At 48.8% G+C, this 22141-nt stretch carries 19 protein-coding genes; 7 read left to right on the forward strand and 12 right to left on the reverse strand.

Annotated elements, in window-relative coordinates:
* Positions 1-274 precede the first annotated feature (274 nt).
* Genes prmC through AC14M5_RS21530 form a run of 3 tightly spaced genes read left to right on the forward strand, consistent with a single transcriptional unit; the run spans position 275 to position 3050 of the window.
* The gene (gene prmC / locus AC14M5_RS21520; RefSeq protein ID WP_484031773.1) at positions 275-1207 is read left to right on the forward strand and encodes a peptide chain release factor N(5)-glutamine methyltransferase; all 933 of its coding nucleotides are present in this window, start codon (positions 275-277) and stop codon (positions 1205-1207) included.
* A 60-nt stretch (positions 1208-1267) separates the two neighbouring features.
* A complete protein-coding gene (locus AC14M5_RS21525) occupies positions 1268-2452 on the forward strand; it encodes an HD-GYP domain-containing protein (protein ID WP_484031774.1) in 1185 nt (394 codons plus the stop codon).
* A complete protein-coding gene (locus tag AC14M5_RS21530; protein ID WP_484031775.1) occupies positions 2442-3050 on the forward strand; it encodes an L-threonylcarbamoyladenylate synthase in 609 nt (202 codons plus the stop codon). The genes AC14M5_RS21525 and AC14M5_RS21530 overlap by 11 nt, the downstream gene beginning before the upstream one ends.
* Positions 3051-3616: 566 nt before the next feature.
* Here the strand turns inward: AC14M5_RS21530 and tsaD are convergent.
* The 10 genes from tsaD to AC14M5_RS21580 all read right to left on the reverse strand — a co-directional run bounded on the left by tsaD (position 3617) and on the right by AC14M5_RS21580 (position 13577).
* Positions 3617-4645 (reverse strand): tRNA (adenosine(37)-N6)-threonylcarbamoyltransferase complex transferase subunit TsaD, encoded by a 1029-nt coding sequence (tsaD, locus tag AC14M5_RS21535; RefSeq protein ID WP_484031776.1) that lies wholly within the window; start codon positions 4643-4645, stop codon positions 3617-3619.
* A gap of 56 nt (positions 4646-4701) precedes the next feature.
* Entirely contained in the window at positions 4702-5955 is a 1254-nt protein-coding gene (locus AC14M5_RS21540) for a M24 family metallopeptidase (RefSeq protein WP_484031777.1), read from the reverse strand.
* Complete coding sequence (locus tag AC14M5_RS21545; RefSeq protein WP_484031778.1) at positions 5952-6536, reverse strand: hypothetical protein; 585 nt, start codon at positions 6534-6536, stop codon at positions 5952-5954. The genes AC14M5_RS21540 and AC14M5_RS21545 overlap by 4 nt, the downstream gene beginning before the upstream one ends.
* A 154-nt stretch (positions 6537-6690) precedes the next feature.
* A complete protein-coding gene (selA, locus tag AC14M5_RS21550; RefSeq protein ID WP_484031779.1) occupies positions 6691-8088 on the reverse strand; it encodes an L-seryl-tRNA(Sec) selenium transferase in 1398 nt (465 codons plus the stop codon).
* Entirely contained in the window at positions 8036-8452 is a 417-nt protein-coding gene (locus tag AC14M5_RS21555) for a hypothetical protein (RefSeq protein WP_484031780.1), read from the reverse strand. The genes selA and AC14M5_RS21555 overlap by 53 nt, the downstream gene beginning before the upstream one ends.
* Before the next feature lie 92 nt (positions 8453-8544).
* On the reverse strand, positions 8545-9600 hold the full coding sequence (locus AC14M5_RS21560) for a VWA domain-containing protein (RefSeq protein ID WP_484031781.1): 1056 nt from the start codon (positions 9598-9600) through the stop codon (positions 8545-8547).
* Between the two features lie 116 nt (positions 9601-9716).
* The gene (locus AC14M5_RS21565) at positions 9717-10733 is read right to left on the reverse strand and encodes a VWA domain-containing protein (RefSeq protein ID WP_484031782.1); all 1017 of its coding nucleotides are present in this window, start codon (positions 10731-10733) and stop codon (positions 9717-9719) included.
* A gap of 6 nt (positions 10734-10739) precedes the next feature.
* The gene (locus AC14M5_RS21570) at positions 10740-11645 is read right to left on the reverse strand and encodes a DUF58 domain-containing protein (protein WP_484031783.1); all 906 of its coding nucleotides are present in this window, start codon (positions 11643-11645) and stop codon (positions 10740-10742) included.
* The gene (locus tag AC14M5_RS21575) at positions 11614-12624 is read right to left on the reverse strand and encodes an AAA family ATPase (protein ID WP_484031784.1); all 1011 of its coding nucleotides are present in this window, start codon (positions 12622-12624) and stop codon (positions 11614-11616) included. Before AC14M5_RS21575 ends, AC14M5_RS21570 begins: the two co-directional genes overlap by 32 nt.
* A 113-nt stretch (positions 12625-12737) precedes the next feature.
* On the reverse strand, positions 12738-13577 hold the full coding sequence (locus AC14M5_RS21580; protein WP_484031785.1) for a S1C family serine protease: 840 nt from the start codon (positions 13575-13577) through the stop codon (positions 12738-12740).
* Positions 13578-13889: 312 nt separating this feature from the next.
* Here AC14M5_RS21580 and AC14M5_RS21585 point away from each other — a divergent pair, with 312 nt between their 5' ends.
* Positions 13890-14402: a nitroreductase family protein gene (locus AC14M5_RS21585; protein ID WP_484031786.1), complete on the forward strand. Its 513-nt coding sequence runs from the start codon at positions 13890-13892 to the stop codon at positions 14400-14402.
* 215 nt (positions 14403-14617) lie between these two features.
* Here the strand turns inward: AC14M5_RS21585 and AC14M5_RS21590 are convergent, their stop codons facing one another.
* Positions 14618-15883 (reverse strand): serpin family protein, encoded by a 1266-nt coding sequence (locus tag AC14M5_RS21590; protein WP_484031787.1) that lies wholly within the window; start codon positions 15881-15883, stop codon positions 14618-14620.
* A gap of 143 nt (positions 15884-16026) precedes the next feature.
* Between AC14M5_RS21590 and AC14M5_RS21595 the strand changes: the two genes are divergently transcribed.
* The 3 genes from AC14M5_RS21595 to AC14M5_RS21605 are packed head-to-tail and all read left to right on the forward strand — an operon-like array spanning position 16027 to position 21029.
* Positions 16027-16152 (forward strand): hypothetical protein, encoded by a 126-nt coding sequence (locus AC14M5_RS21595; protein WP_484031788.1) that lies wholly within the window; start codon positions 16027-16029, stop codon positions 16150-16152.
* A 12-nt stretch (positions 16153-16164) separates the two neighbouring features.
* Positions 16165-17397: a TIR-like protein FxsC gene (locus AC14M5_RS21600; RefSeq protein ID WP_484031789.1), complete on the forward strand. Its 1233-nt coding sequence runs from the start codon at positions 16165-16167 to the stop codon at positions 17395-17397.
* The gene (locus AC14M5_RS21605; protein WP_484031790.1) at positions 17397-21029 is read left to right on the forward strand and encodes a KGGVGR-motif variant AAA ATPase; all 3633 of its coding nucleotides are present in this window, start codon (positions 17397-17399) and stop codon (positions 21027-21029) included. Before AC14M5_RS21600 ends, AC14M5_RS21605 begins: the two co-directional genes overlap by 1 nt.
* Here AC14M5_RS21605 and AC14M5_RS21610 read toward each other — a convergent pair.
* The coding region (locus tag AC14M5_RS21610) for a helix-turn-helix domain-containing protein (RefSeq protein WP_484031791.1) at positions 20967-22141 on the reverse strand (1175 nt) is incomplete at its 5' end. The genes AC14M5_RS21605 and AC14M5_RS21610 overlap by 63 nt on opposite strands.

The raw sequence follows: 22141 nt of genomic DNA on the forward strand, positions 1-22141 counted from the left end.
GCACACAGACAAAACACTACTATAATTTGGGTATCCATGAGGTTCTCCAGTTGGTGGTTGGGATACCCCAACTGTATTGAATCTCATGGATTTTTGTCAATCCTCCCCAAGGTAGCAACTTGGGTTACTTTAAGAATCCTCCTATTGGCACACCCACCCCTGTAATTCCTTCTGCAACAGCACCCGAAACCGTACCTTCAGAGACAACGCGAATCGCAACTCTAATACCGTAGATGAAAAGGCATTCTTTTTGAAATGGCTTCTATCAGACACAATGCCCGACTGGCGGGAGTATGTGCACCAACATGAAGCTCAAAACATAAACATGACGAAAACCATCAACGACCTGATCGAAACTTTTGTATCTCAACAGACAGGCGATCTGCCTCAACTGGATGCGCAACTCATCCTAGCTCACGTACTCGACAAACCTCGTACATGGGTCGCCGCCCATGGTGACTCGCCTCTTACCGCCCCGCAAATCGATTCTGCTCAAAAAGCATTCGCGCGTCTGAAAACTGGCGAACCGCTGCCTTATATCATCGGTCATTGGGAATTCCTCGGGCTGGATTTCGACGTCACAAAGGATGTACTCATTCCGCGCCCCGAAACAGAAACGCTGGTTGAAAATGCAATTATCTGGCTGCAAAATTCACCAGAAAGAAGGAGGGTTGCAGATATCGGCACAGGCTCAGGTGCAATCGCCGTCACACTTGCCATGCACGTCCCGCAGGTCTACATCCTTGCTACAGATATTTCAGGGGCCGCGCTCAAAATAGCTAAACACAACGCCATGAAATTCCACGTCCATCACCGAATTGATTTTTTACAATGCGACCTTCTCCCTCACCCCCAGCCCCTCTCCCGCTGGGAGAGGGGAGCCGTAGGCGGGGTGAGGGCATTCGATCTCATCTGCGCCAACCTGCCATACATCCCAACCTCCACCCTGCAACAACTTCCCATCTTTGGACGTGAACCCACCCTCGCTCTGGATGGCGGCCCAGATGGCCTGGATTTTTATCGCCGCCTGCTGAAAATTGCTCCCGCCTGGCTCGCACCGCACGGTATGATGCTGCTCGAAATCGAAGCTTCGCAAGGGGCACAAGCCCTCAGCCTGGCTTACGATTCATTTAACGATGTCACCATTCAATTACGCCAAGACCTTGCAGGGCATGACCGTCTGCTAGAAATACAATTCCACAAGTAGGAGGGTGCATCACAACGGTATAATCAGGAGCAAGGTAAATTGAGGAGGTGAACCGAAGATATGGAATCTTCCACAAGCAAACAGAACAAACCATGGTGGAAACGCGTTGTCGAAATTACAAATATTGAAGTCAGTGACGCTGGCCTGAAACGCAAGGGGCAACTGCTTGCGCTCTATATCATGTTGGTCTGGGGCATCCTCAGTTACACCATAATCAACAACGTAATCTATCTATTCTTTTACCCAAGCACCGAATACACAATCTACCTGATACAGGAATTCCTTCTCTTTCTTTTGTTTTATATTTTTTGGAGGATGAATCGGGGAGGCAGTGTCCTGCTCACGGCTTACATTTCCATCACGCTGACCATCCTGGCTGCGGTTCTCACCTCGGGGGCCAAATACCTGGAATACTCCATGGTCATCTTTGCCCTGCCCATCGGCATGTCCAGCTTTATCATCCGCCCGTCCATGTCATTTGCATACGCATTCCTCACAACCGCCGTATACACCCTTTCCAGCATTTATGAGGGATATATCTGGGAATATAACCTGACTTCCGTCTTCGCCTTATTCGCATTCTCCTTCATGACTTGGATCGCCGCGCATCAACTCGAAAGCGCCCTTCGCAAAAACAACCTGCTGCTGGAAAATTTACAAAGATCAAATCAGGAAATAAAAGACGCCTACGACACCACGCTCGAAGGCTGGTCACATGCTTTGGAAATCCGTGACCGCGAAACCGAAGGCCATACCAGGCGTGTCACTGCATTAACCATGCGCATCGCTCGCATTCTGGGCATCAACGGAGAAGACATCATCCACATTCGAAGAGGTGCGCTTCTGCACGACATTGGGAAACTGGGCATTCCCGACGAAATTCTCCACAAACCCGGCCCATTAACCGAACTGGAAACACAAATCATGCACACGCATCCCAAAATCGCATACGACCTGCTGGCCCGCATTGAATATCTTAGGCCCTCCCTTAACATCCCATATTTTCATCACGAGAAATGGGATGGGAGCGGCTATCCACATAAACTGGCAGGCGAGGCAATTCCTCTTGAGGCGCGTATCTTTGCCGTGACGGATGTATACGACGCGCTTTCCTACGATCGTCCGTATCGAAAAGCGTGGGAGAAACAAAAGGTTCTTGAATATTTAAAATCTGAATCTGGCAGGCATTTCGATCCAGTGATTGTGGAGACCTTTCTCAAAGAGATCGAAAAAGATGAAAACTGAGATCATTCCTGCCACTGAAATCCAGCGCGCGCTTGAAGTTCTGCAAAGCGGCGGCACCCTCGCCTTCCCCACTGACACCGTCTACGGCCTCGGCGCGCTCGCCTTTGATAACTCCGCCATCGAAAGCATTTACACAGCCAAGTCCCGTCCCATTGAAAAAGCCATTCCTATTTTGATCGGCGACTTAAGCGACCTCGATAAAGTTGCGGTGAACATCCCAAACATGGCTCTCCGTTTCGCCTCCCGCTTCTGGCCCGGACCTCTAACCTGCATCCTCCCCAAAAAGCGGACTCTCCCCGCAGCCATTTCTGCCACATCCACCGTTGCAATCCGCATCCCAGACCACGTTGATGCAATTGCCTTATTACGTGCTGCCGGTCCCATGGCGGTAACTTCAGCAAATATCTCAGGTGAGTCCAACCCATCAACAGCCCAGGAAGTGTACAAGCAACTCAATAGCCGCATTCCACTAATCCTCGATGGTGGCAGAACGCCAGGCGGAGTCCCCTCCACACTGGTAGATTGCACAGGCGACGAACCCATTATTCTGCGTGAAGGCCCCATATCTTTGGCGATGCTTTTATCTGCTATGGAATAAATCACCTTGCGCAGTGTCATTCTGAGCATTGCTACAACTTCTGTTCAGAGAACAAGGAACTTATGCGGGCAACGCTTCGACTGCGTTCGAACGATAGTACCGTTCTCTCTCCGCTCAGCGAGGAGATTCTTCGTCCTGAGCAGAGGGCTGAGCGCTCTTGATCTTCTGCGAAGCCTGCAGTCGAAGGACAGTTCCTTGATGGCGGCAGCAAAGAACTCCATCAGCATAGCACAATGGTTGGGGTAAATACTCTCATCCAGTGTTTATATTATGTTCAGCTTGTATTTATGTGCGCACATATAATAACAATCACATTCTCCCTATATCAAACCACCCCACACTTGGGCAAGTGTGGGGTGGTTTGGTTTTATGCCAGCATGTGTCATTCTGCCTGCACTGAGCCGCAGGCACACGTGAGGAGCGGAGCGACGAAGAATCTCTACCTTTGCCAAAAGTGAACCCACCTATAGCGAAAACGAGACCCTCACCGCACTGCATCCGCAATGCGGTGCATGTGTCGCTATCGCTCAGGGTGACACACTAACACCCTGACCAACAAGCAGTGATTACAATAGCGGCCAGGTTGGCATGACATCGATCTCAAGCCCGGAGATATGACCCAAGGCATAGCGATGGTATCCTGCCGCTGCGATCATGGCGGCATTGTCTGTGCATAAAGATAATGGGGGAATATGAATGGGAAATTCCGTTTGAGCTTTGAACATCTGCCGCAATGGACGATTGGCAGAAACGCCGCCCGCTACAAGGATTTCCCTTGCGCCAAATTCACGCGCAGCATTCATAGTCTTCTTGAACAATACATCGATCACCGCTTGCTGAAAGGAAGCGGCAAGGTCGGGGATCGGCAAGGAATGGCTTTTCTTGCGCAGTGACTGCACTTCATACAAGACCGAGGTCTTTAATCCGCTAAAGGAAAAATTCCAGGTGCCCTCGAGCCAGGCGCGCGCAAAGTTGAAACGATGCGGATCACCCTCCTCCGCCGTTTTTTGGATGGATGGGCCGCCGGGGTATGAAAGCTCAAGCAGGCGGGCAACTTTGTCGAAGGCCTCACCAGCTGCATCGTCGAGGGTGGAGCCGAGCCTTTGATAAGTCAAATGATCGGTCATGAGATTCAGTTCAGTATGTCCGCCTGAAACGAGCAAAGCCATCAGAGGGAATTGTGGTTCGGGCGGAACAACTTCGCTTGCGTCATAAACCCAGGCCGAATAGAGATGTCCCTCCAGGTGATTGACGCCGATCAGAGGCTTGCCCATTCCCAAGGCAATCCCCTTAGCCATATTCATGCCAACCACCAGCGAACCTGCCAGGCCAGGCCCTTGCGTGACGGCAATCGCATCAATATCTTGCAGCGTGAGGTGCGCCTGCGCAAGCGCCTGCTCGACGACGGGTGTAATACTCAAGACATGCTGACGCGAAGCCACCTCTGGAAATACGCCGCCATAACGGGCATGGATTTCCATCTGCGAGGCAACCACAGAAGAAAGCAAAGCGCCGCCATTTTCAATGATGGCGCAGGCGGTTTCATCGCAGGAGGTTTCAATGGCAAGGATGCGAGCGGGTTTAAGATCAGTCATCAGTTTCCAGTCATCAGTGATAGGCAAAATGGTCTATTGTCCACGTCCATGGTCTGTTATTTCTTCTTCCACTTCTTCATCGGCAAAACAAAATCATAGGGATATTCAACCAGCCTTTCAATCGTCCCATTTGGGTTAACCCAAAGCGTATCTTCAATGCGGAAGCCCATGCCTTTTTCAGGATAATAAAGCCCGGGCTCCGAGGTGATGACGACACCGGGTGTAAGGCGTTGGTCATCGCTGGTGGTAAAACTGCTGAACGGTCTTTCGTGGATATTCAAGCCAACCCCATGGCCTAAACTATGAACATACCCCTCCACTGGCGCTTTGGTATTGAGCGGCGTCTGATGCCCCTTGGATTCAAAATATTCACAGGTCATTTGATGATAATGTTTGAAGGGTGTGTTCAGATCAAAATTATCCATCAGTTTGTTATAAATATCCTTGACCTGATCGTATAGTTCCTGCGCCTCGGGAGTGGCATAGCCCAAACTCCAGGTGCGGGTGAAGTCATAATAATAACCGCCGCCCGCCTCGGCAGGATAAATATCAAATACAATGGTCTGACCAAGTTTCATGAGATCGGCTGGGTTGCCTGCGGAATGCGGCACACCTGCATCACGCCCAATGGCAAAAATAAATCCAGAGGGTAGTTCTGCTCCATGCTCCGATACCCATAAACGTATCTTGGAATGGACATCAGCCACCGTCAATGGTGCGCCGTCTTCCTTCAATAACACTTCATCATCGCGCACATCACAGGCTGTGAGGTAATCACGGACTTTGCCAACAACTTGCGTAGTCACCTTGCCCATCTTGCGAATACGCGCCACTTCATTTGCATCCTTGGTTTCCATGGCACGCATGAAGATCGAGTCTTCACGCGGCTCGCCCACGAATTCAATATCAGGCAATAATTTTTGTAAGTGTGATAACTGCCCGAAGATCGCGCTCAAGTCATAAGTGCCGTAGACACCCACACAACCATTTGTAAGCGCCACCTCTTCAAACATCAACTGGTTACGCAAGGCGCTTGCCAATAGTAGGTTTCCATTTGCTTTTTTCAGAAGCGCTTCATAGTCATATTTGCTATAGGGAATCAACTTCAGTCCACTTTTGGCGGCTTCGTCGCGTTCCATATCATTGTGGAAATAGGCCGCTGCCTCGCCGCGTTTTTTGATGACTGTGGCGTGGCTTACATGTCCACCGCCTGTCAGATAATACATGGGCGGGTTGTGTTCGGCATTTCCGAACACAACAATGGCATCCAGATTGCGGGCTTTCATAATGGCATCGAATTCTGATTTCATTTTTTCTCCAATGGATTGAGTTTTGTAAATTCGCGGGCAATTTCTTCGTTCTCGAATTCCAACTGCACAAGTTTTTTCTCGCGCATGAATTTTGCAGATATACCGATCAACTCATCGGTCTCAGTGAAAAATCCAAAGACTGTCAGCGGGCGGCGGGTAATCAATTTTCCATAAAAAGGAATAGCCAAGGCTTTGACGATGAATTCAACCACTGTTCCACTAATGATGCCAGCCACCAAACCAGCGGAACCGCCCAAGACCCATGGAAGACTGAGGGTTTGTGAGGTCGTTCCTTCGGGAGAAATAAGCGCCACAAGTATAAAAACAATAGCACCGATAATAAAGCCAGCGATCATAAAAGGGATCAAGGTCACTTTCGCAATGCTGCGTTCCTTATCCGCGCAAGTTTTGCACATTGGCACACTCATTTGCAGCGTCACAGGTTGGCCGCGTTTTTGCACGCCCATGTTCAGGGTTATTCCCAACGTCTCCACTTTTGGCTTGCCGCAATTCACGCAACGCTCGGGGAACTTTATCGTGGGTGGATTCTTGAGATCATGGATGGGCATTTGGACGATCATTATCATCACCTATAAAAACTCCGAAGGAGATTTTTCAAGAATATTTTTCACAACCCTAAAAGGGTGAAATAAATCCATGCCATCCCTTCGGGATTTGGATTGAACGTTTGCTTCGTTCTAGAATCATTTCATCCCTTTGGGATTACTGGATGAGTTAATGGCCTTTCAATAAATTCTTTAACGCAACCAGCAATGCGCCTTCCTGTTCGGGGAGGACGGTGCGAGGGTCAAGCAGGACTTTATCGTCTTCGGTGCGGGCGATTACGGGTGGATGATTTTTTCGCAGGCCGCGTAAAAACCTTTCTACAGATTTCACTTCAAGCGACAGAAGATAAGTGGGCATGGACTCATCCGGGAGGGAGCCACCACCCACTGTGGATTGACCTTCCACTACCTGGCCCTTACCCAACTCTGCTGCCCACGCCTCAGCCCGACCTCGGATCTGTTTCAGCGTCAGGGACATCATCTTCACGATAGGCACTTCACGCTCCGCCTCGTCTTTGAGGTAATGCAACAACGTGGCAGACAACCCTGCCAAACAAGCCTTGTCCGCGCGGACCGCTCTCGCGAGTGGATGCTTTTTGATCTTGGCGATCAAGCCTGTCTTGCCCACGATGATTCCCGCCTGTGGCCCGCCAAGCAGTTTATCCCCTGAGAAGCAGATGACATCCACCCCAGCTTGCAGGGATTCTTGTACTGTCGGTTCATGAGCAAGGCCATATTTAGCGGTATCGTACAACGCACCGGAGCCAAGGTCATCCACAACAGGCACACCAAATTCGTGTGCTGTGTCGACTATTTCCTTCAACTCAGGCTCTTCGGTGAAACCAACCAATTTAAAATTGGAGCGATGTGCGCGCATGACAAGTCCCGTAGGTTCAGCCAAGGCTTCTTCATAATCTGAAATATGCACTTTATTGGTTGCGCCTATTTCCACCAATCTCGCGCCAGATTGCTTCATCACATCTGGCACACGAAAGCCGCCGCCTATTTCCACAAGTTGAGAGCGGGAAATGATGACTCGTTTTCTATTTGCCAGCGCAGACAAAATAAGCAAAACAGCCGAAGCGTTGTTATTGACGATGACGGCTGCTTCTGCACCTGTCAATTTTTGGAGAAGAGATTCAGCATGGATCAAGCGTGAGCCGCGCTGACCTTTCTCAAGATCATATTCAAGTGTGGAATAGCCGCGTGAGACAATGTCCATGGCATGGATGGTGGCCTCGCTTATTGGGGCACGTCCCAGATTGGTGTGCAGGATCACACCCGAAGCGTTGATGACCGGGATCAGAGTCGGCTTCGTCCATGCGGTTAAGATGGATTCGGCCCGGGCGAGGAGTAAGTCTGTTAATGGCAGAGCAGTTATCGCTCCAGATTTGAAGCGGGCCCGGGTGTCATCCAAAACAAAGCGGATGGCTTCCAGAGTCAGAGGCCTGCCGAATCCCGCAATGAGATGCGCGGCAGTTTCAGTTTGTAGAATTTGTTCTACGGAGGGAAGGTCACGAAGAGTCGTCATCTGTAAAGACCGGCAGGCGGCGGTTGGCTTTTTCACGCATGCGAATAAAATATTCTGCGGCGATCAACCCGCCCGCGAGGCCAAGGATTACATAAAGGGTAACGAGGCGCCCAAGTTGAAGCCAGGCCAGGGTTGCGCCATATACTCCGACCCACAAGGCTTGCCGAATAATGACATGGGATTCGGCGGGCGGCTCGGTTGGAAAGCGTTTATGAAAAAAATAGACAATGGGTAATGCGGTGCCGGTAAGCCCCATGATGCCAAAAACAAAGAATGCCCAGCGCGACCATACGAATGGCAATGAAAAATAAAGGACGGTGAATAACCCAGCCCATCCAATGAGAATGAGTGTAATAGTGGATGGAAGATAGGTTCGGAAGGAAATTTGCTGCGAGTCCATTAAGTGAATTATACCCGCAGTAGAGGCGGGCTTTGCGCGGTGTTATGCAACCAAGCCATCAGCAAGCTGATGGACTCCAGAGTTAAAAATAATTATGGAATGGGATGCCAGATCATTGAGAGTATGATCGCAAACAAGATCATCAATGCGCCGAAGGTGACAAATACCACGCTGATCTCTGTCGTTTCTGTGATGGTGATCAACTGCACGGGGAGGTTTTCAAACACATCCTGCAACTCACCTGTACTCGAAGCGGCAAAGTATGCGCCGCCCGTCAGGTTGGCAACCTGCTTTAAAGTTTCCTCATCAATGCCTCTGCGGAAGTTACCTCCGCCGCCTCCACCTCCGCCCCCAAAGAAGAATTGACCGAAATCATTTGGGTCGCCGCTTTGGAACCCGCCGCAATTCATGACCGAATCATTTTGTGAAGTACCGAACCCAATCGTATAGATCCTGACTCCGCGCGCTTTGGATAAATCCGCGGCATACAATGGCTCGGGCCCCGTTGTGTTAACGCCGTCTGTCAACAGCACGATAATGGCAGGCGCATACTGCCCCTCCGGCAGGGGTTCTGGCACTACCTGCGAATATGGGCTTGGAATGTTTGGGTCTATCTCTGCGATGGCTTCAAGGGAAGTGAGGATGCCGTTGCCAATGGCGGTCCTACGCGCCGTAGTTATATTTTGGATGGCTGTCTCTAACAAGCCTTTGTCTGTAGTAGGCTCTTGAATAATGACTGCGTAACCAGCAAATGCGACCACGCCGATCTGTGTATCTGGCTTTTGAGCAAAAACAAAATCCAATGCTGCGGCCTTGGCGGCTTCAAGGCGGTTGGGTTGAATATCTGTCGAACACATACTTCGGGAGACATCTATGGCAAGGATGATGGTTGCGTTTTGAGCGGGCAAGGTCACAGTTGAGACGGGGCGTCCCATGGCAAGCACAAGGCTGGATAATGCAAGTAAGAACAGCGCAAACGGTACATGGCGCCGCCATTGAGATTGTTTTGCAGATGCATCACGTACAAGGGATAAGCTCGAATAACGCACAGCATAAGGTTTTCTGCGGCGCAAGATCAGAATGTACGCAATGATCGATAAAGGGATCAACCCCAATAGGTATAGGAATCCGGGCCAAAGCAATTCCATGTCAACCTCTCATAAACTTTATGTCATCCTGCGGGAGCGTTCTTCGCGACCGAAGGATCTCTATGCTATGTAAGAGATGCTTCGCTCCGCTCAGCATGACACTTAATTGAAAAATTTTACGGCACATGACTAAACCAAAGCAATGAGAACATCCCTGCTACCAATAAAATGAGGATGCTCACTCCCGCAAAAACGGCGGTGATCTCTGTATCCTCTTCCTCGATCACCAATTGCGGTTCAATGTTTTCATAGATCGTACGCAGATCCTCTTCGGTTTGAGCGTTGTAATAATTGCCATCTGTGATCGCTGAAATTTCACGCAGGGTGGCTTCATCCAATTGTGTGAAGACTGTATACCCATTCACCTCAAGGATCGTCCCTGTGCTGCTGCCCACTCCAATCGTATGAATGCGGACTCCACGCTCAGCGGCAAACTCTGCTGCTTGTATGGGGTCTGGGTCCATATTATTTTCGCCATCTGTGATCAGAACGATCACAGCCGAGTCATCTGCATCAGCAATGGGAGCAGGTGTGGGCGCGGATGAAGAAGCGGCATCTGGGTCACCCATTCCAAGTATCGGTTCTTGCCCAGTCGCATTGGCAATCGTATTCAACGAAATGATGATGCCATTTGCAATCGACGTACCGCGCTCAGGGCGAAGGCGATCAATGGAAGCAAGGATGGCTTCCTGATCGTTCGTAGGCAACTGCATTGAAAATCCACTGTCACTGAATGAGACAACACCCACCTTAACCGTGCTTGGCTGACGCATTACGAATTCACGACCCACCATCTTGGCCGCTTCCATGCGGGTGGGTTCAAAATCATTTGCAGACATGCTGCCAGAAACATCAAAGGCCAGGATGACGATGCCTTCCACCTTTGGCAGGCTCACGACCATCTGCGGACGTGCGAGGGCAATGAATAAAACTGAGAGTCCGATCAAAAACAGGGTTGCGGGAAGATGACGACGTGAGCCGATTCCTTTTCCGCCCGCAGCTTGTTTCACCAACCCCAGGCTGCCGTACCGTATGGCAAATTGTTTACGTCGCTGCTGCATCCGCAGATACAACAAGACCAGCAACGGAATTATCAATAATGACCAAAGCATGGTGGGCCAGATAAAGGACATAACCGCTTACCTTTTGCGCTTCCGCCGCGATATGACAAAACGTGCAATCGCTTGTACTAAATCTTCTTCGGTTGAAAGCGGAAGCACATCCACACCTGCGCGTTTGAATGCAGTGTTCAAGGCAAGCTCACGTTGGTTGGCGGCTTCTTGAAAACGCTGGCGGAATTTTTTATCATGTGTATCCACATATAATTGCTCACCCGTTTCGGCATCCTCCATCACGACTGGGCCAATATCAGGCAGTTGCATTTCACGCGGATCCCACAAACGAATCGCGATGGCTTCATGGCGCTGATTCAATAAATTCAATGAACGCTCCCAGCCCGGGATACTAATGAAATCTGAAACCACAAACACAAGCGAACGTTTCTTGATGGAATGCAATGCACCCTTGAGCAATGCGCCAAGATCGGTCATGGATGAAGGCGAAAGGTGCGGCTGATTCAACATATCGTTAATGAGTCTTAGCACTTGAAGCCGCCCGCCTCTGGCCGGGAGCGTGCGCTGGACGGTTTCCGCGCTCCCATACATCATCGCCCCCACGCGATTCCCGTGGCGGGTTAGTAACCTCGCCAACGTGGCAACGAAATCAATTAACACATTGCGCTTCTGGTTATCAAGCGCGCCAAAATCAACCGATGGACTAAGATCGAGCAAAAACCATGCGATGACTTCGCGGTCTTCCATATACACACGGACGTAAGGTGTGTCCATGCGCGCACTGACATTCCAATCAATGTAGCGGATGTCATCCTCGGCCTGATATTCGCGCAGATCGGCGAAGTCCATGCCGAAGCCGCGGAAAAGACTGCGATAGTCGCCTTGCAGATATCCATCCAACCTGCGGATGACCTGCCAATCCAGCCGATGCAGGATTCGCTCAGGAGTTGGCGCGGACGTTGAAGTGTTCATTCATTGGCACCACAGGGATTGGGATGCGATCAAGGATCTTTGTGATCAACTCATCGCTGGTGATGTTATCGGAGAGGGCTTCGTATGTAAGCACCAGCCTGTGACGGATAACATCCAACGCCATGTCCACCACATCCTGCGGGAGGACGTAATTTCGTCCGCGCACGAAGGCGAGGGCTTTGGCGGTGAGGATCAAATTGATCGAAGCACGCGGGCTGGCTCCAAACATGATGTAATTTTGAATATCGTTCAATCCAACATCCTTTGGGTTGCGTGTGGCTCCCACCATCTTGACCGAGTATTCGATTAGCGATGGATCAACATAGACCTGGTCTGTCTTCTTTTGCAATTCAAGCAATTGATCGGTGGTCAGTACCTTTTTCACATCAGTCCATGCGCCCGTCATCCGCTCGACGATGACAAACTCCTCTGTCGGGTTTGGGTAACCTACCAATACCTTAAGCATGAAGCGATCCACCTGGGCTTCAGGAAGTGCGTACGTGCCTTCGGTTTCAATTGGGTTTTGAGTAGCAAGCACCAAGAAAGGTTCAGGAACTTTGTGGGTCTCGCGGCCAATCGTCACCTGTTTTTCCTGCATCACTTCGAGCAATGCGCTTTGCACTTTGGCAGGCGCACGATTGATCTCATCCGCAAGTAACAGATTGGTAAACACGGGTCCAAGCGAAGTATTGAACTCGCCCGTCTTTTGGTTGTAGATGCGAGTCCCTATCAGGTCGGCTGGAACAAGATCGGGCGTGAATTGGATGCGTTTGAATTCGCCGCCAATTGAATCAGCCAGGGTCTTGATCGCCATCGTCTTCGCCAACCCAGGCACACCTTCCACCAGGATATGTCCGCGTGCGAGCAGGGCCACAATCAATCGCTCGAGCAGATGATCCTGTCCCACAATAATTTTCTTCACTTCATACAATACACGTTCCATCGGGAGTTTATTTTCACGGTTTGAAGTTTGTTCCATGCTTGGTCTCCTTTAATCAGTCGTGTCATCCTGAGCGAAGCGAAGGATCTCTACTCGCGGGCATGAGACTCTTCGGTCGCGAAGAACGCTCCCTCAGAGTGACACGGCGACTTCTAATACGGCGGCGAACCCATTCCGCCAACAGCCACATTGATCGGCACGGCAAAACCGATGCCGACGAAAAAACTATCATCGGTGGGGTTAATGATTCCTGTAATAATGCCAACCACATGACCGTTGCGATTCAACAACGGCCCGCCCGAATTACCGGGGTTGACCGCCGCGTCAATTTGGATCATGCCCGGTATCTCCAGACCAGTTTCAGCCACGCGAAAAACGCGGTCAAAACCAGAGATCACACCAGAGCTCATCGAACTATATAAACCAAACGGGTTGCCCACCACGTAAGCCTCATCCCCCACCCGCATGGCATTGGGGTTTCCCAGCACCGCGGGCACCACAGACAGCGGCGTATCATACGCCTGCAATACAGCAATATCTCTCTCAGGCAGCTCGCTGACGATCTCGGCTTGCGATTGCGTGCCATCTGCAAATGTGACCATGATGATGTTTGCGCCATCGACGATGTGCAGACTGGTGAGGATGTTCCCGAAGCTATCGACCACAACGCCGCTTCCCAAGCCGAAATCTGATTCAGCGTCCTGATGCTTTTCCTCCGCCTGCACCAAAACCAGCGAGGGCTGAATGACTTGATACACCAGCGCGGAATAAGCAGGCGCAGGCGTAGCGGATGCCATAGCCTGCGCAACTGAAGCGTTGACATCTTCCACGGTAAGTTGATTTGGTTTAACAATGAGGAGATTATAGAAAAACAAGATAAGCAGTGTTGTAGAAACGCCCGTGGCAAAAGGCAAACTGCGCCGCAGATGTGCAATAATTTCTTTAATACGCCCCCTCCATACTTCAATTTTTGAATCAGACGATTCGCTCATGCGCAGTTCCTTGCGAGCATTGAACGTTCTTTCACATGACACAATATATTTAAATAAATATAAGTCCGCACTTTAAGGTGAAGATGAGAATAATTATCCAATTCTTACAGAGTGGGAGAATCTTTAATTATCGCTAACAAAAAAACGCACAATTTGCCTGCAATCCATGTATACTTTTATGGAATTTATTATGTTCAGCAAATGTCGTTGCGAGGAGGGCAGTTGCACTTCCCGACGAAGCAATCCCAATACGACGAGGAGATTGCTTCGGGCTATCGCCCTCGCAACGACATGACACGAACGGAGAATCCCATGAACGTATCCGATGCTATTCGACTAAAACGCGCGGTGAGAAAGTTTCAAGACCGGCCCCTGCCCGATGACGTGATCCACGCCATCCTCAACGCGGGGCGACGCTCGCAATCATCAAAGAACGAGCAGGGATGGCAGTTCATCGCCATTCGAGATAAGTCTATTCTAAAAGCCCTCTCGCAGACAGGTACATACGCAGGCCACCTCGCAGGTGCAGCCTTGGGAGTTGCCATCCTCACGCCCGACCCTGACGGAAAATTCCAGATCATGTTCGATGCAGGCCAGGCTGCAGCATTCATGCAATTGGCCGCATGGGAATTGGGAGTCGGCTCTGTCCCCGCTTCGATCTATGAACCCGAAAAGGCACGCGAGATTCTAGTCTTTCCACCCGAATGGCATTTGCGGATTGCGCTATCGTTTGGCTATCCATTGGAAGCAGAGAAGTTATCCGCGCGACCAAAGAAGGGTGGACGGGCGGCTTTTGAGGATGTTGTTCATTGGGATAGGTGGTAGAGGCTGATGGGGGCTCGATTGGAGCTACTGTGGAACTACGTTGGTGGACGGTGGACGGTCTTGAAGATAAATTAAAGGCCATTCATACATCAGGGAACTTCCGAACTCCAAAAAATATTTATGCGAGAGGTCTATCAGTGAAATTCACGACATAATAAAAATGCTCTGGACGGAACAATCCCAATCCAGAGCATTTTTGTATTAGGAGAAGGTGCCTATTCCTCCAGAGGATTCAGTACGCGGCCAATGAATAATATCTGACCATTGACCGTATCGCGGATGATGAAAATAAAGGGGTGGTCTGCGGTGAAGGTGACATCGATAGGGGCTGCGCCTCCTCCTATCGCAATGCTTATGGTCGCGGCGGCGGCTTCGGTGCCTTTTTCATCCACAGCCACAAATGCCTTGTGGAGCACATTGCCAATATACATATCCTTTTCGCCAGTCATGCCTGAGAAATCAGCCGCATTGATGTCAAAGGCAGCGGGCATTCCCATCTCTGCAAGGGTATCGGCAAGGTTGAAATCTTTGGTGAAGGTGAACTTGGGCAATCCCATACTGACCGCTGTATATTGGAATCCGTTGATCATTTCGGCGTAGGTTTCCAAACCAAAGGAAGACTCAAACGCATCGTAATTGCCTGCATCAGGGAGAATGATATCCATGGCGGTGGTTTGACCTGCATACGGAAGTTCGACCGCCTGATACCCATTCCCAACATAATAGGGGACGGAAAAATCATCGCGCATCATCTGCACTGTGATCTGTGAATCGTCGAGCAAATAGAATAGGGCCTTCTCTGTCAAATTTGCGTCGAATGGGTCATCCCAGTCCGCCTTGAAGTAGATGGCGTTGACCAACACCATACGGGTATCTGCATTGACCGCGTCTTCGGAAAGCGGATTCTTGATCTTATTTTTGGTCTCATCCCCCACCCACTGATTGATATCCTTGCGGGCCGATTCAAATTGATCCTTGAAATCAGCCAGGAACACTCCCGCGCCATAATTCAATGCAATGGTATCGAGATAATCCTGTTGGAAGGGATAGGTCTGCTCTGCCCAGATGGCGTTGGCAATGTTGAGAGTCAACGGGTCTTGATTTTTGCGGAGGTCTGTTGGTACCTCGGCCAGCGCAAGATCAAGCACATTGAAGGCGGGGTGTAACACATCCTGCGATTGGGTAAAGTGCAGGACGTTTGCCATTTGGGATTCAGTTTCGCCGTGAGCACCAGCGTACGTCATTGCCAGGGCGAGGGACATGCTATACGGAGACAGGATCAGGTTCCCGCTTTCGGAATGAAGCGAGCGGTAGATGTCCAAAGCGAAGGCATTGTTCCCATCCACGAGAGTCGTTAGATCTGTTGCGGGGATGTTTGGATTTGTCACGCGACTTTTACTGGACTCGGCCATAGAGTAGGATGTTCCGCAGGCGACAACGAATATGAACACGACAAGAAGGAGGTGGAAGTTTTTTTTCATTGATTTTTCCTTGAGCTAGGATGCTTGTATTATAGGTGGATGGGCGATAATTCCAAGACGACATTGGGGGCCTAGGGCGGTATCGTGGGTATAATCAGGGAAAATTCACCGTATACACTCACCCAACCTTAAGCGAGGGATTTATGACCGACGGACATTGCTTCATCAGTTATTCCAACTCAGACGGGTTGGACTTTGCCACAAAACTCGCCAATGAACTTGAGGGTGGACATCCGTTCATCAACGTTTGGTTCGATAAACGCGACTGAGGAATATGAATTATGCCAAACTGCAAATTCTTTTTCAGCTACGCACGGAATGATAAAAGCGAATATCTAAACGATTTTTTCGAAAGGCTTCGCGAAGACGTCATGCACAAGACAGGAATAAAATTTGCCAACGAGGCTGCTTTTCGCGATTCTGATGATATAGATATTGGGTCTAGATGGACTGACGAGTTAATTAATGCGCTTCAAACCAGCAGTGTAATAGTTTGTATATATTCTCCTTCATACTTCAGCAGCGAGTATTGTGGCAGAGAGGTATATGCTTTTCAATCTAGGATTGCTGAATACAAAAAAACCAAAACAGATACACCAAGTGTAATACTCCCCATTTTATGGGAGACACCAAGCACAATTTCTATACCCGCTTCTTTAAGCACTATCCAATATGCTCACGGGCAAATTCACGAGGACTACCCAGTGAAAGGTCTGCTAACCTTATCGAAGCTCAGTAAATATAGAGATGCATATTTGGAATTTATAGAATTACTAGCTGTGAAAATCCGTGAGGCTTCAGAGAAAATAAATTTACCAACATCAAAATTTGAGGACATAACTTCAATTCCAAGCGCATTCAACATTGTTGACAGCAAAACAAAAGAAATAGTATCCAATGTTAACCCAAATCCAAAGCAAACCAGGCTCGTATTTGCCGTTGGTGCTAAAAATGAATTAGGAGCAATTAAGACAAAAACGGAAGGATATAGTGATAAGAGTGAATACTGGAGACCATTCTATCCAGAAGAAGATGAGATTGGAATAGTTTCTCAGCAAATTGTTTCCGAAAAACTACTACATTATGTTCCTGTTCAATTCTCAGATGATTTGGTTGAAATCATAAGAGAGGCCGAAGACAACAATTCTATCGTCATAATGATAGTTGATCCATGGAGTACCAGATTAGAAAAATACAACAAGCCTATCTGCAAGTTTGATAAAGAACGTTTTATAAATTGCGCTGTTGTAATTATTTGGAATGAGATTGACGAAGAAACAACTAGTAATCAAGCAGTCTTACACGCTACGCTAGAAAAATCACTTTACCATTGCAGGCTTGAGAATGTTGCTGGAGTAAAGGATGATATAAAAACAGCAAGCGAATTAAAAAACAGCATGTCAATCGCAATTGACGAAGCACGAGCCAAGTTGCTAAAACGCGCAAAATACTTTCAAACCATTGAAGGTGAAAAAACATCTGTTCCTTTGCTTAGTCTACCCGGAAGGTCCTAATGGATCATAAAGACGGAAAAATAATTACTTTCTATTCATATAAGGGCGGCACTGGTCGCTCAATGGCATTAGCAAACATTGCCTGGATTCTCGCCAGTAAAGGTAAAAAGGTTCTGGTTATTGATTGGGATCTTGAAGCGCCAGGACTCCACAGGTATTTTTCTCCTTTTTTGAAAGATTCCGAGCTGCAAACAACTGACGGACTTATTGACTTCTTATTTGAGTATGTCAATGCTAGTTTGACAAAACCGATTGAAGAAAAAGACGATTGGTATTTACCTTACACTGACATAAACAGATACACCATCTCGCTAAGTGAAACAAATTTTATAGGAAAGGGGACATTAGATTTTGTGCCAGCCGGAAGGCAAGATTCCAACTACGCATATAAAGTAAATTCATTTGACTGGATGGTATTTTACGAAAAACTCAAGGGTGGCGCATTCTTAGACATAGTGAAGGTGCAAATAAAAAATGAGTATGACTATGTCTTAATTGATAGTCGAACAGGTGTTAGTGACACTTCTGGGATTTGCACCATCCAAATGCCAGACTCTTTAGTTGCATGTTTTACATACAATGTTCAAAGCATTGATGGTGTATCCGCTGTGATTAGCTCAATTGTCAAACAACGACACGATAACCGAATCTCAGTATTTCCTGTGCCAACAAGAGTCGAGCTAGGTGAAAAAGATCGCTTAGACAGAGCGCGAGAATATGCAAAATTTAAGCTTAAGGATTTCCCTAGAATTGTTGACAGAGAAAAGTATTGGAGTGAAGTTGAGGTTTTGTATCAACCTTATTATGCATATGAAGAAATTCTCGCAACATTTGGAGATAAAGTTGGCCAATCAAATTCAGTTTTAGCAAAAATGGAAAAAATTACTGAATTCATTACGATTGGTGATGTCAAGGGAGTAATTGCTCCAACAGAAGATGAAAGGAAATCTGTTTTAGATGTATATTTAAAAAAATATGATTTAGCACCTATTGCGGCAATAGAAACTGAAATAGCGAAGCAACCAAGTTACGAATTAGAGAAACAGCCAAGATACGAGTATAGGCCATCAATTTCATCAAGAAGCGATCATATCTTCATATGTTACTCAAATGCTGATGCATTGGATTTCGCACAGAAACTTGCAGATAATCTAGAGGGTGGACACCCATCTATAAAAACTTGGGTTGATAAACGCGACCTATTAACGGGGGGAGATTGGGACGATCAGCTAACTGATGCAATTCGGGGTTGTAAGGCTATGTTATTTGTTCTAACGCGAGATAGTGTTGCTGAAGGCTCTAACTGTAAACAAGAATGGAGTATGGCGCTTAAATACAAAAAACCTGTTATACCGCTAAGATTGAATAAAGAAGTGGAAATTCCTTTTCGGTTGAGCAACCGCGAGTGGATTGAATTTAGCGATAGCTTTGAAATTGGGTTAGCAAGGCTGCATAAAAATATTGCCTGGCTGGATTCGCCCCAAGGCATTTTGCAGAACCTGAAGTACCGTCTTTCCGATGCTAAGCGTGACTTAAGTCGTACTAAAAACGAGGATCAACCACGCATCATGGCAGAGATTAATGAATTAAACGAACAGATTAAACGTCAAGAAGAAATCATAAAGAATCCTCAAGCGGCCGAAGAGAGGACCGAGAAGAACATCCAAATTGGCCTTGAGCGTGAGCGTCAGCCTGAGAAACCTGTAGCTGGGAAAACGTCCACGCGCTTTATCAACCCACCTCCAGGGATCGCTCCCAATTATTTCCAGGATCGTTTGATCGAAACAAAACAAATTGCTGATTTTCTCAATAACGACTCGCAACGTTTGATGACCATCGTGGGACGCGGGGGTGTTGGAAAAACTACAATGGTCTGCCGCCTGCTCAAGGCGTTGGAAAGCGGCGAGCTTCCTGACGATCTCGGCGAGATGAAAGTGGATGGAATCGTCTATTTGAGCGAGACGGACAGTCACAGGGTCAACTTTGCGAACATTTTCGCGGACCTGAGTAAATTCCTGCCTCCTGCGGAGGAGACCGCCGCGCGGCTGGAGGAAATCTATAAAAACCCGCGGACTTCCACAGGCGATAAAATGCGCGCGCTGTTGGATGCCTTCCCCAGCGGGCGTGTGATCCTGCTGTTGGATAACTTTGAAACCCTGATCGACCCCGAAAGCCTGAGCCTGCGTGATAGCGAATTGAGCGACGCGCTGAAGGCCCTTCTCAGTGGACAGCACCATGCCGTGAAAGTGGTTATCACCACGCGCATCGCGCCGCGTGACCTGGCGATCAGCGAGCCAGGCAGACAACATTACCTGATTTTGGATGAAGGGCTCGAATCGCCTTATGCAGAAAACGTCCTGCGTGAAATGGATGCGGACGGACGCGTGGGACTCAAGTCCGCGCCCGATGCCTTGCTGAATAAAGCCCGCGAAAAGACACGTGGCTACCCGCGCGCCTTGGAAGCGTTGTATGCTATCCTTTCGGTTGACCGTAATACCACCCTTGAAGAGCTACTAGATAATTCCCTTCCCGAAAACGTTGTTGACGCATTTGTAGGTGAGGCCTTTAACCGCCTTGAACCCAATGATCAAAAAGTGATGCAGGCTCTGGCTGTGTATAACCGCCCCGTTAGCCCCGCTGCTGTTGATTACTTGTTGCAACCATTTTTACCCGATATCGACAGCGCATTACTGCTTAATCGTTTAGTGAATACGCGCCTTGCGCGCCGCGAGGCGGGGCGATATTACCTACATCAAGCAGATCGAGAATACGTTTTTGGGACTATTCGCTTTGCTCAACGCGACCTTCTTCTCAACCGTGCAGCAGATTACTTTGCCCAAGCCCGAAAGCCGCGCGCCGAATGGAAAAAACTTGACGACCTCACCCCACAACTTTCAGAATTTGAGTTGCGTTGTAATGCAGGTGATTACGATGCCGCTGCAGATGTATTGAGTGATATTGATTTTGATTACTTACTCCTTTGGGGGCATTACCGACAATTAATTGAACTACACTTACGCGTAAAAGATAATATTACAGATAGCAATTTACTCGTGCGCAATTTAAACATATTGGGTTTAACTCATAATTACACTGGAAAAGTAAAAGAGTCTATTGACTATTATCAGCAAGGTCTGAACACTGCATATGAAGCCAAAAACCTCAACTGGGAAGGTGTTTTTCTCCGCAATATCGGTCTTGCCTACGCCGATTTTGGCGATTCGCGAAAAGCAATCGAATCCTATCAACAGGCTTTGACCATTGCTCGCGAAATCGGCGACCGAAAAGGTGAAGGGAATACTTTCAGCAACTTAGGAAGTGCCTATGCTGCTTTGGGCGATGCGCGCAAAGCTGTCGAATTCTATCAACAAGCATTAATTATTGCTCGCGAAATTGGCGACCGACCAGGTGAGGGGAACACTCTCGGGGATTTGGGGAATGCATACACTGCTTTAGGGGGCACCCGCAAAGCCATCGAATTTTATGAACAGGTGCGAACTGCAACAACATATGTTACACCTGGTTCTAACGAAAAAGACTGCAATGACATGCGTTACACTTTTGCTCGATCAACGGTAGTCAAAGGCTCGAATCTGTTTGCCCTGGCAGATCACATTGAGCCTCTTTTTTGAGACATCCACAACTGCCATCACGTAGTGCCATTTGTACTTTTTGCCAATGAGGAACTTGTCCCTGGCGGTGAGCGTAATTCTGCCGCTCTTGCGAACGAAACGAATGAACGTTACGTTGCCCTTTAACAACCGAAGATCGCGCGTTCGCCAATCATAGTGGGCGGGTGGATAGCGCAGCCTGGCACGGGCTGCAAACTCCTGGGGTGTTTTTCCCTGCAGAGTAGACAAACGGTGCGTGGTGTTAATGGTGGTCTCCATCCGTTGCACCGCTTGGTGGAGTTGTTTCTCTGTTTCGAAGGTGTTCGTCCAAAACAGGAAACGATCCAGCAAACCGTTCAAGTTCTCCACTACCCCGTTGCGCCAAGGCTCACAGATCGGAATAAAGATCGGTTGGATACCGAGATCCAGACAGACCCGCATGAGCTTGCTCAGGGCACGTGGGTGGCGGTTGCTGCCTCGAAAATCGAGACAATTGTCCATCTTCAAGCACCTCGGACAGCCCATCTTCTGCCAGGTAGACACCAAAAAGTCCAGGATCGCGTCCATACCCTTGTTTGCCAGGGCTCGCAGAGCGGTTTTCTTGCTCAGTTTGTCTCGCAGAGCCACCAGGTAATACTTATGCGAGTGGTCTTGCAAGTAGAACGGACCCTTGAAATCCAGCTCCTGCACATCGTTCACAGCCCTACAAGGCAGAACCGGGTACGTGAGATTAGGCGCTCTCTGCGATTTGCGTTCCGGGATCTGCCCCGCATCTTTGAGCCAGCCATGAATGGTGCGTGGTGAAGGTAAGGGAGAAACACCCAGTTCTCGGAGTTCATAATAGATCGCCTGCGCACTGATGAGTGCATATTGATATTTTGCTCGCTTGCCACGTTCTCGTTCCTCACGGATCTGGACCACCATGCGTTTGATCCGTTCTGGATAGGACCATCTCCTATGCTTCGGGGCTCTCGAACGATCGCGCAGACTCAGCGTGGGTGCCTGCGGACAATACCGATCGATCCACCGATCGACCCAGGGGCGGGATCGCTCGAGTTTCCGGGCGATCTCACTCTTCTTCCAGCCTTGCAGATGCAGGGCAACGGCTCGTTTGCGAAGCGTAATCTCGGTCT

This window comes from Candidatus Villigracilis sp., from assembly GCF_057083605.1.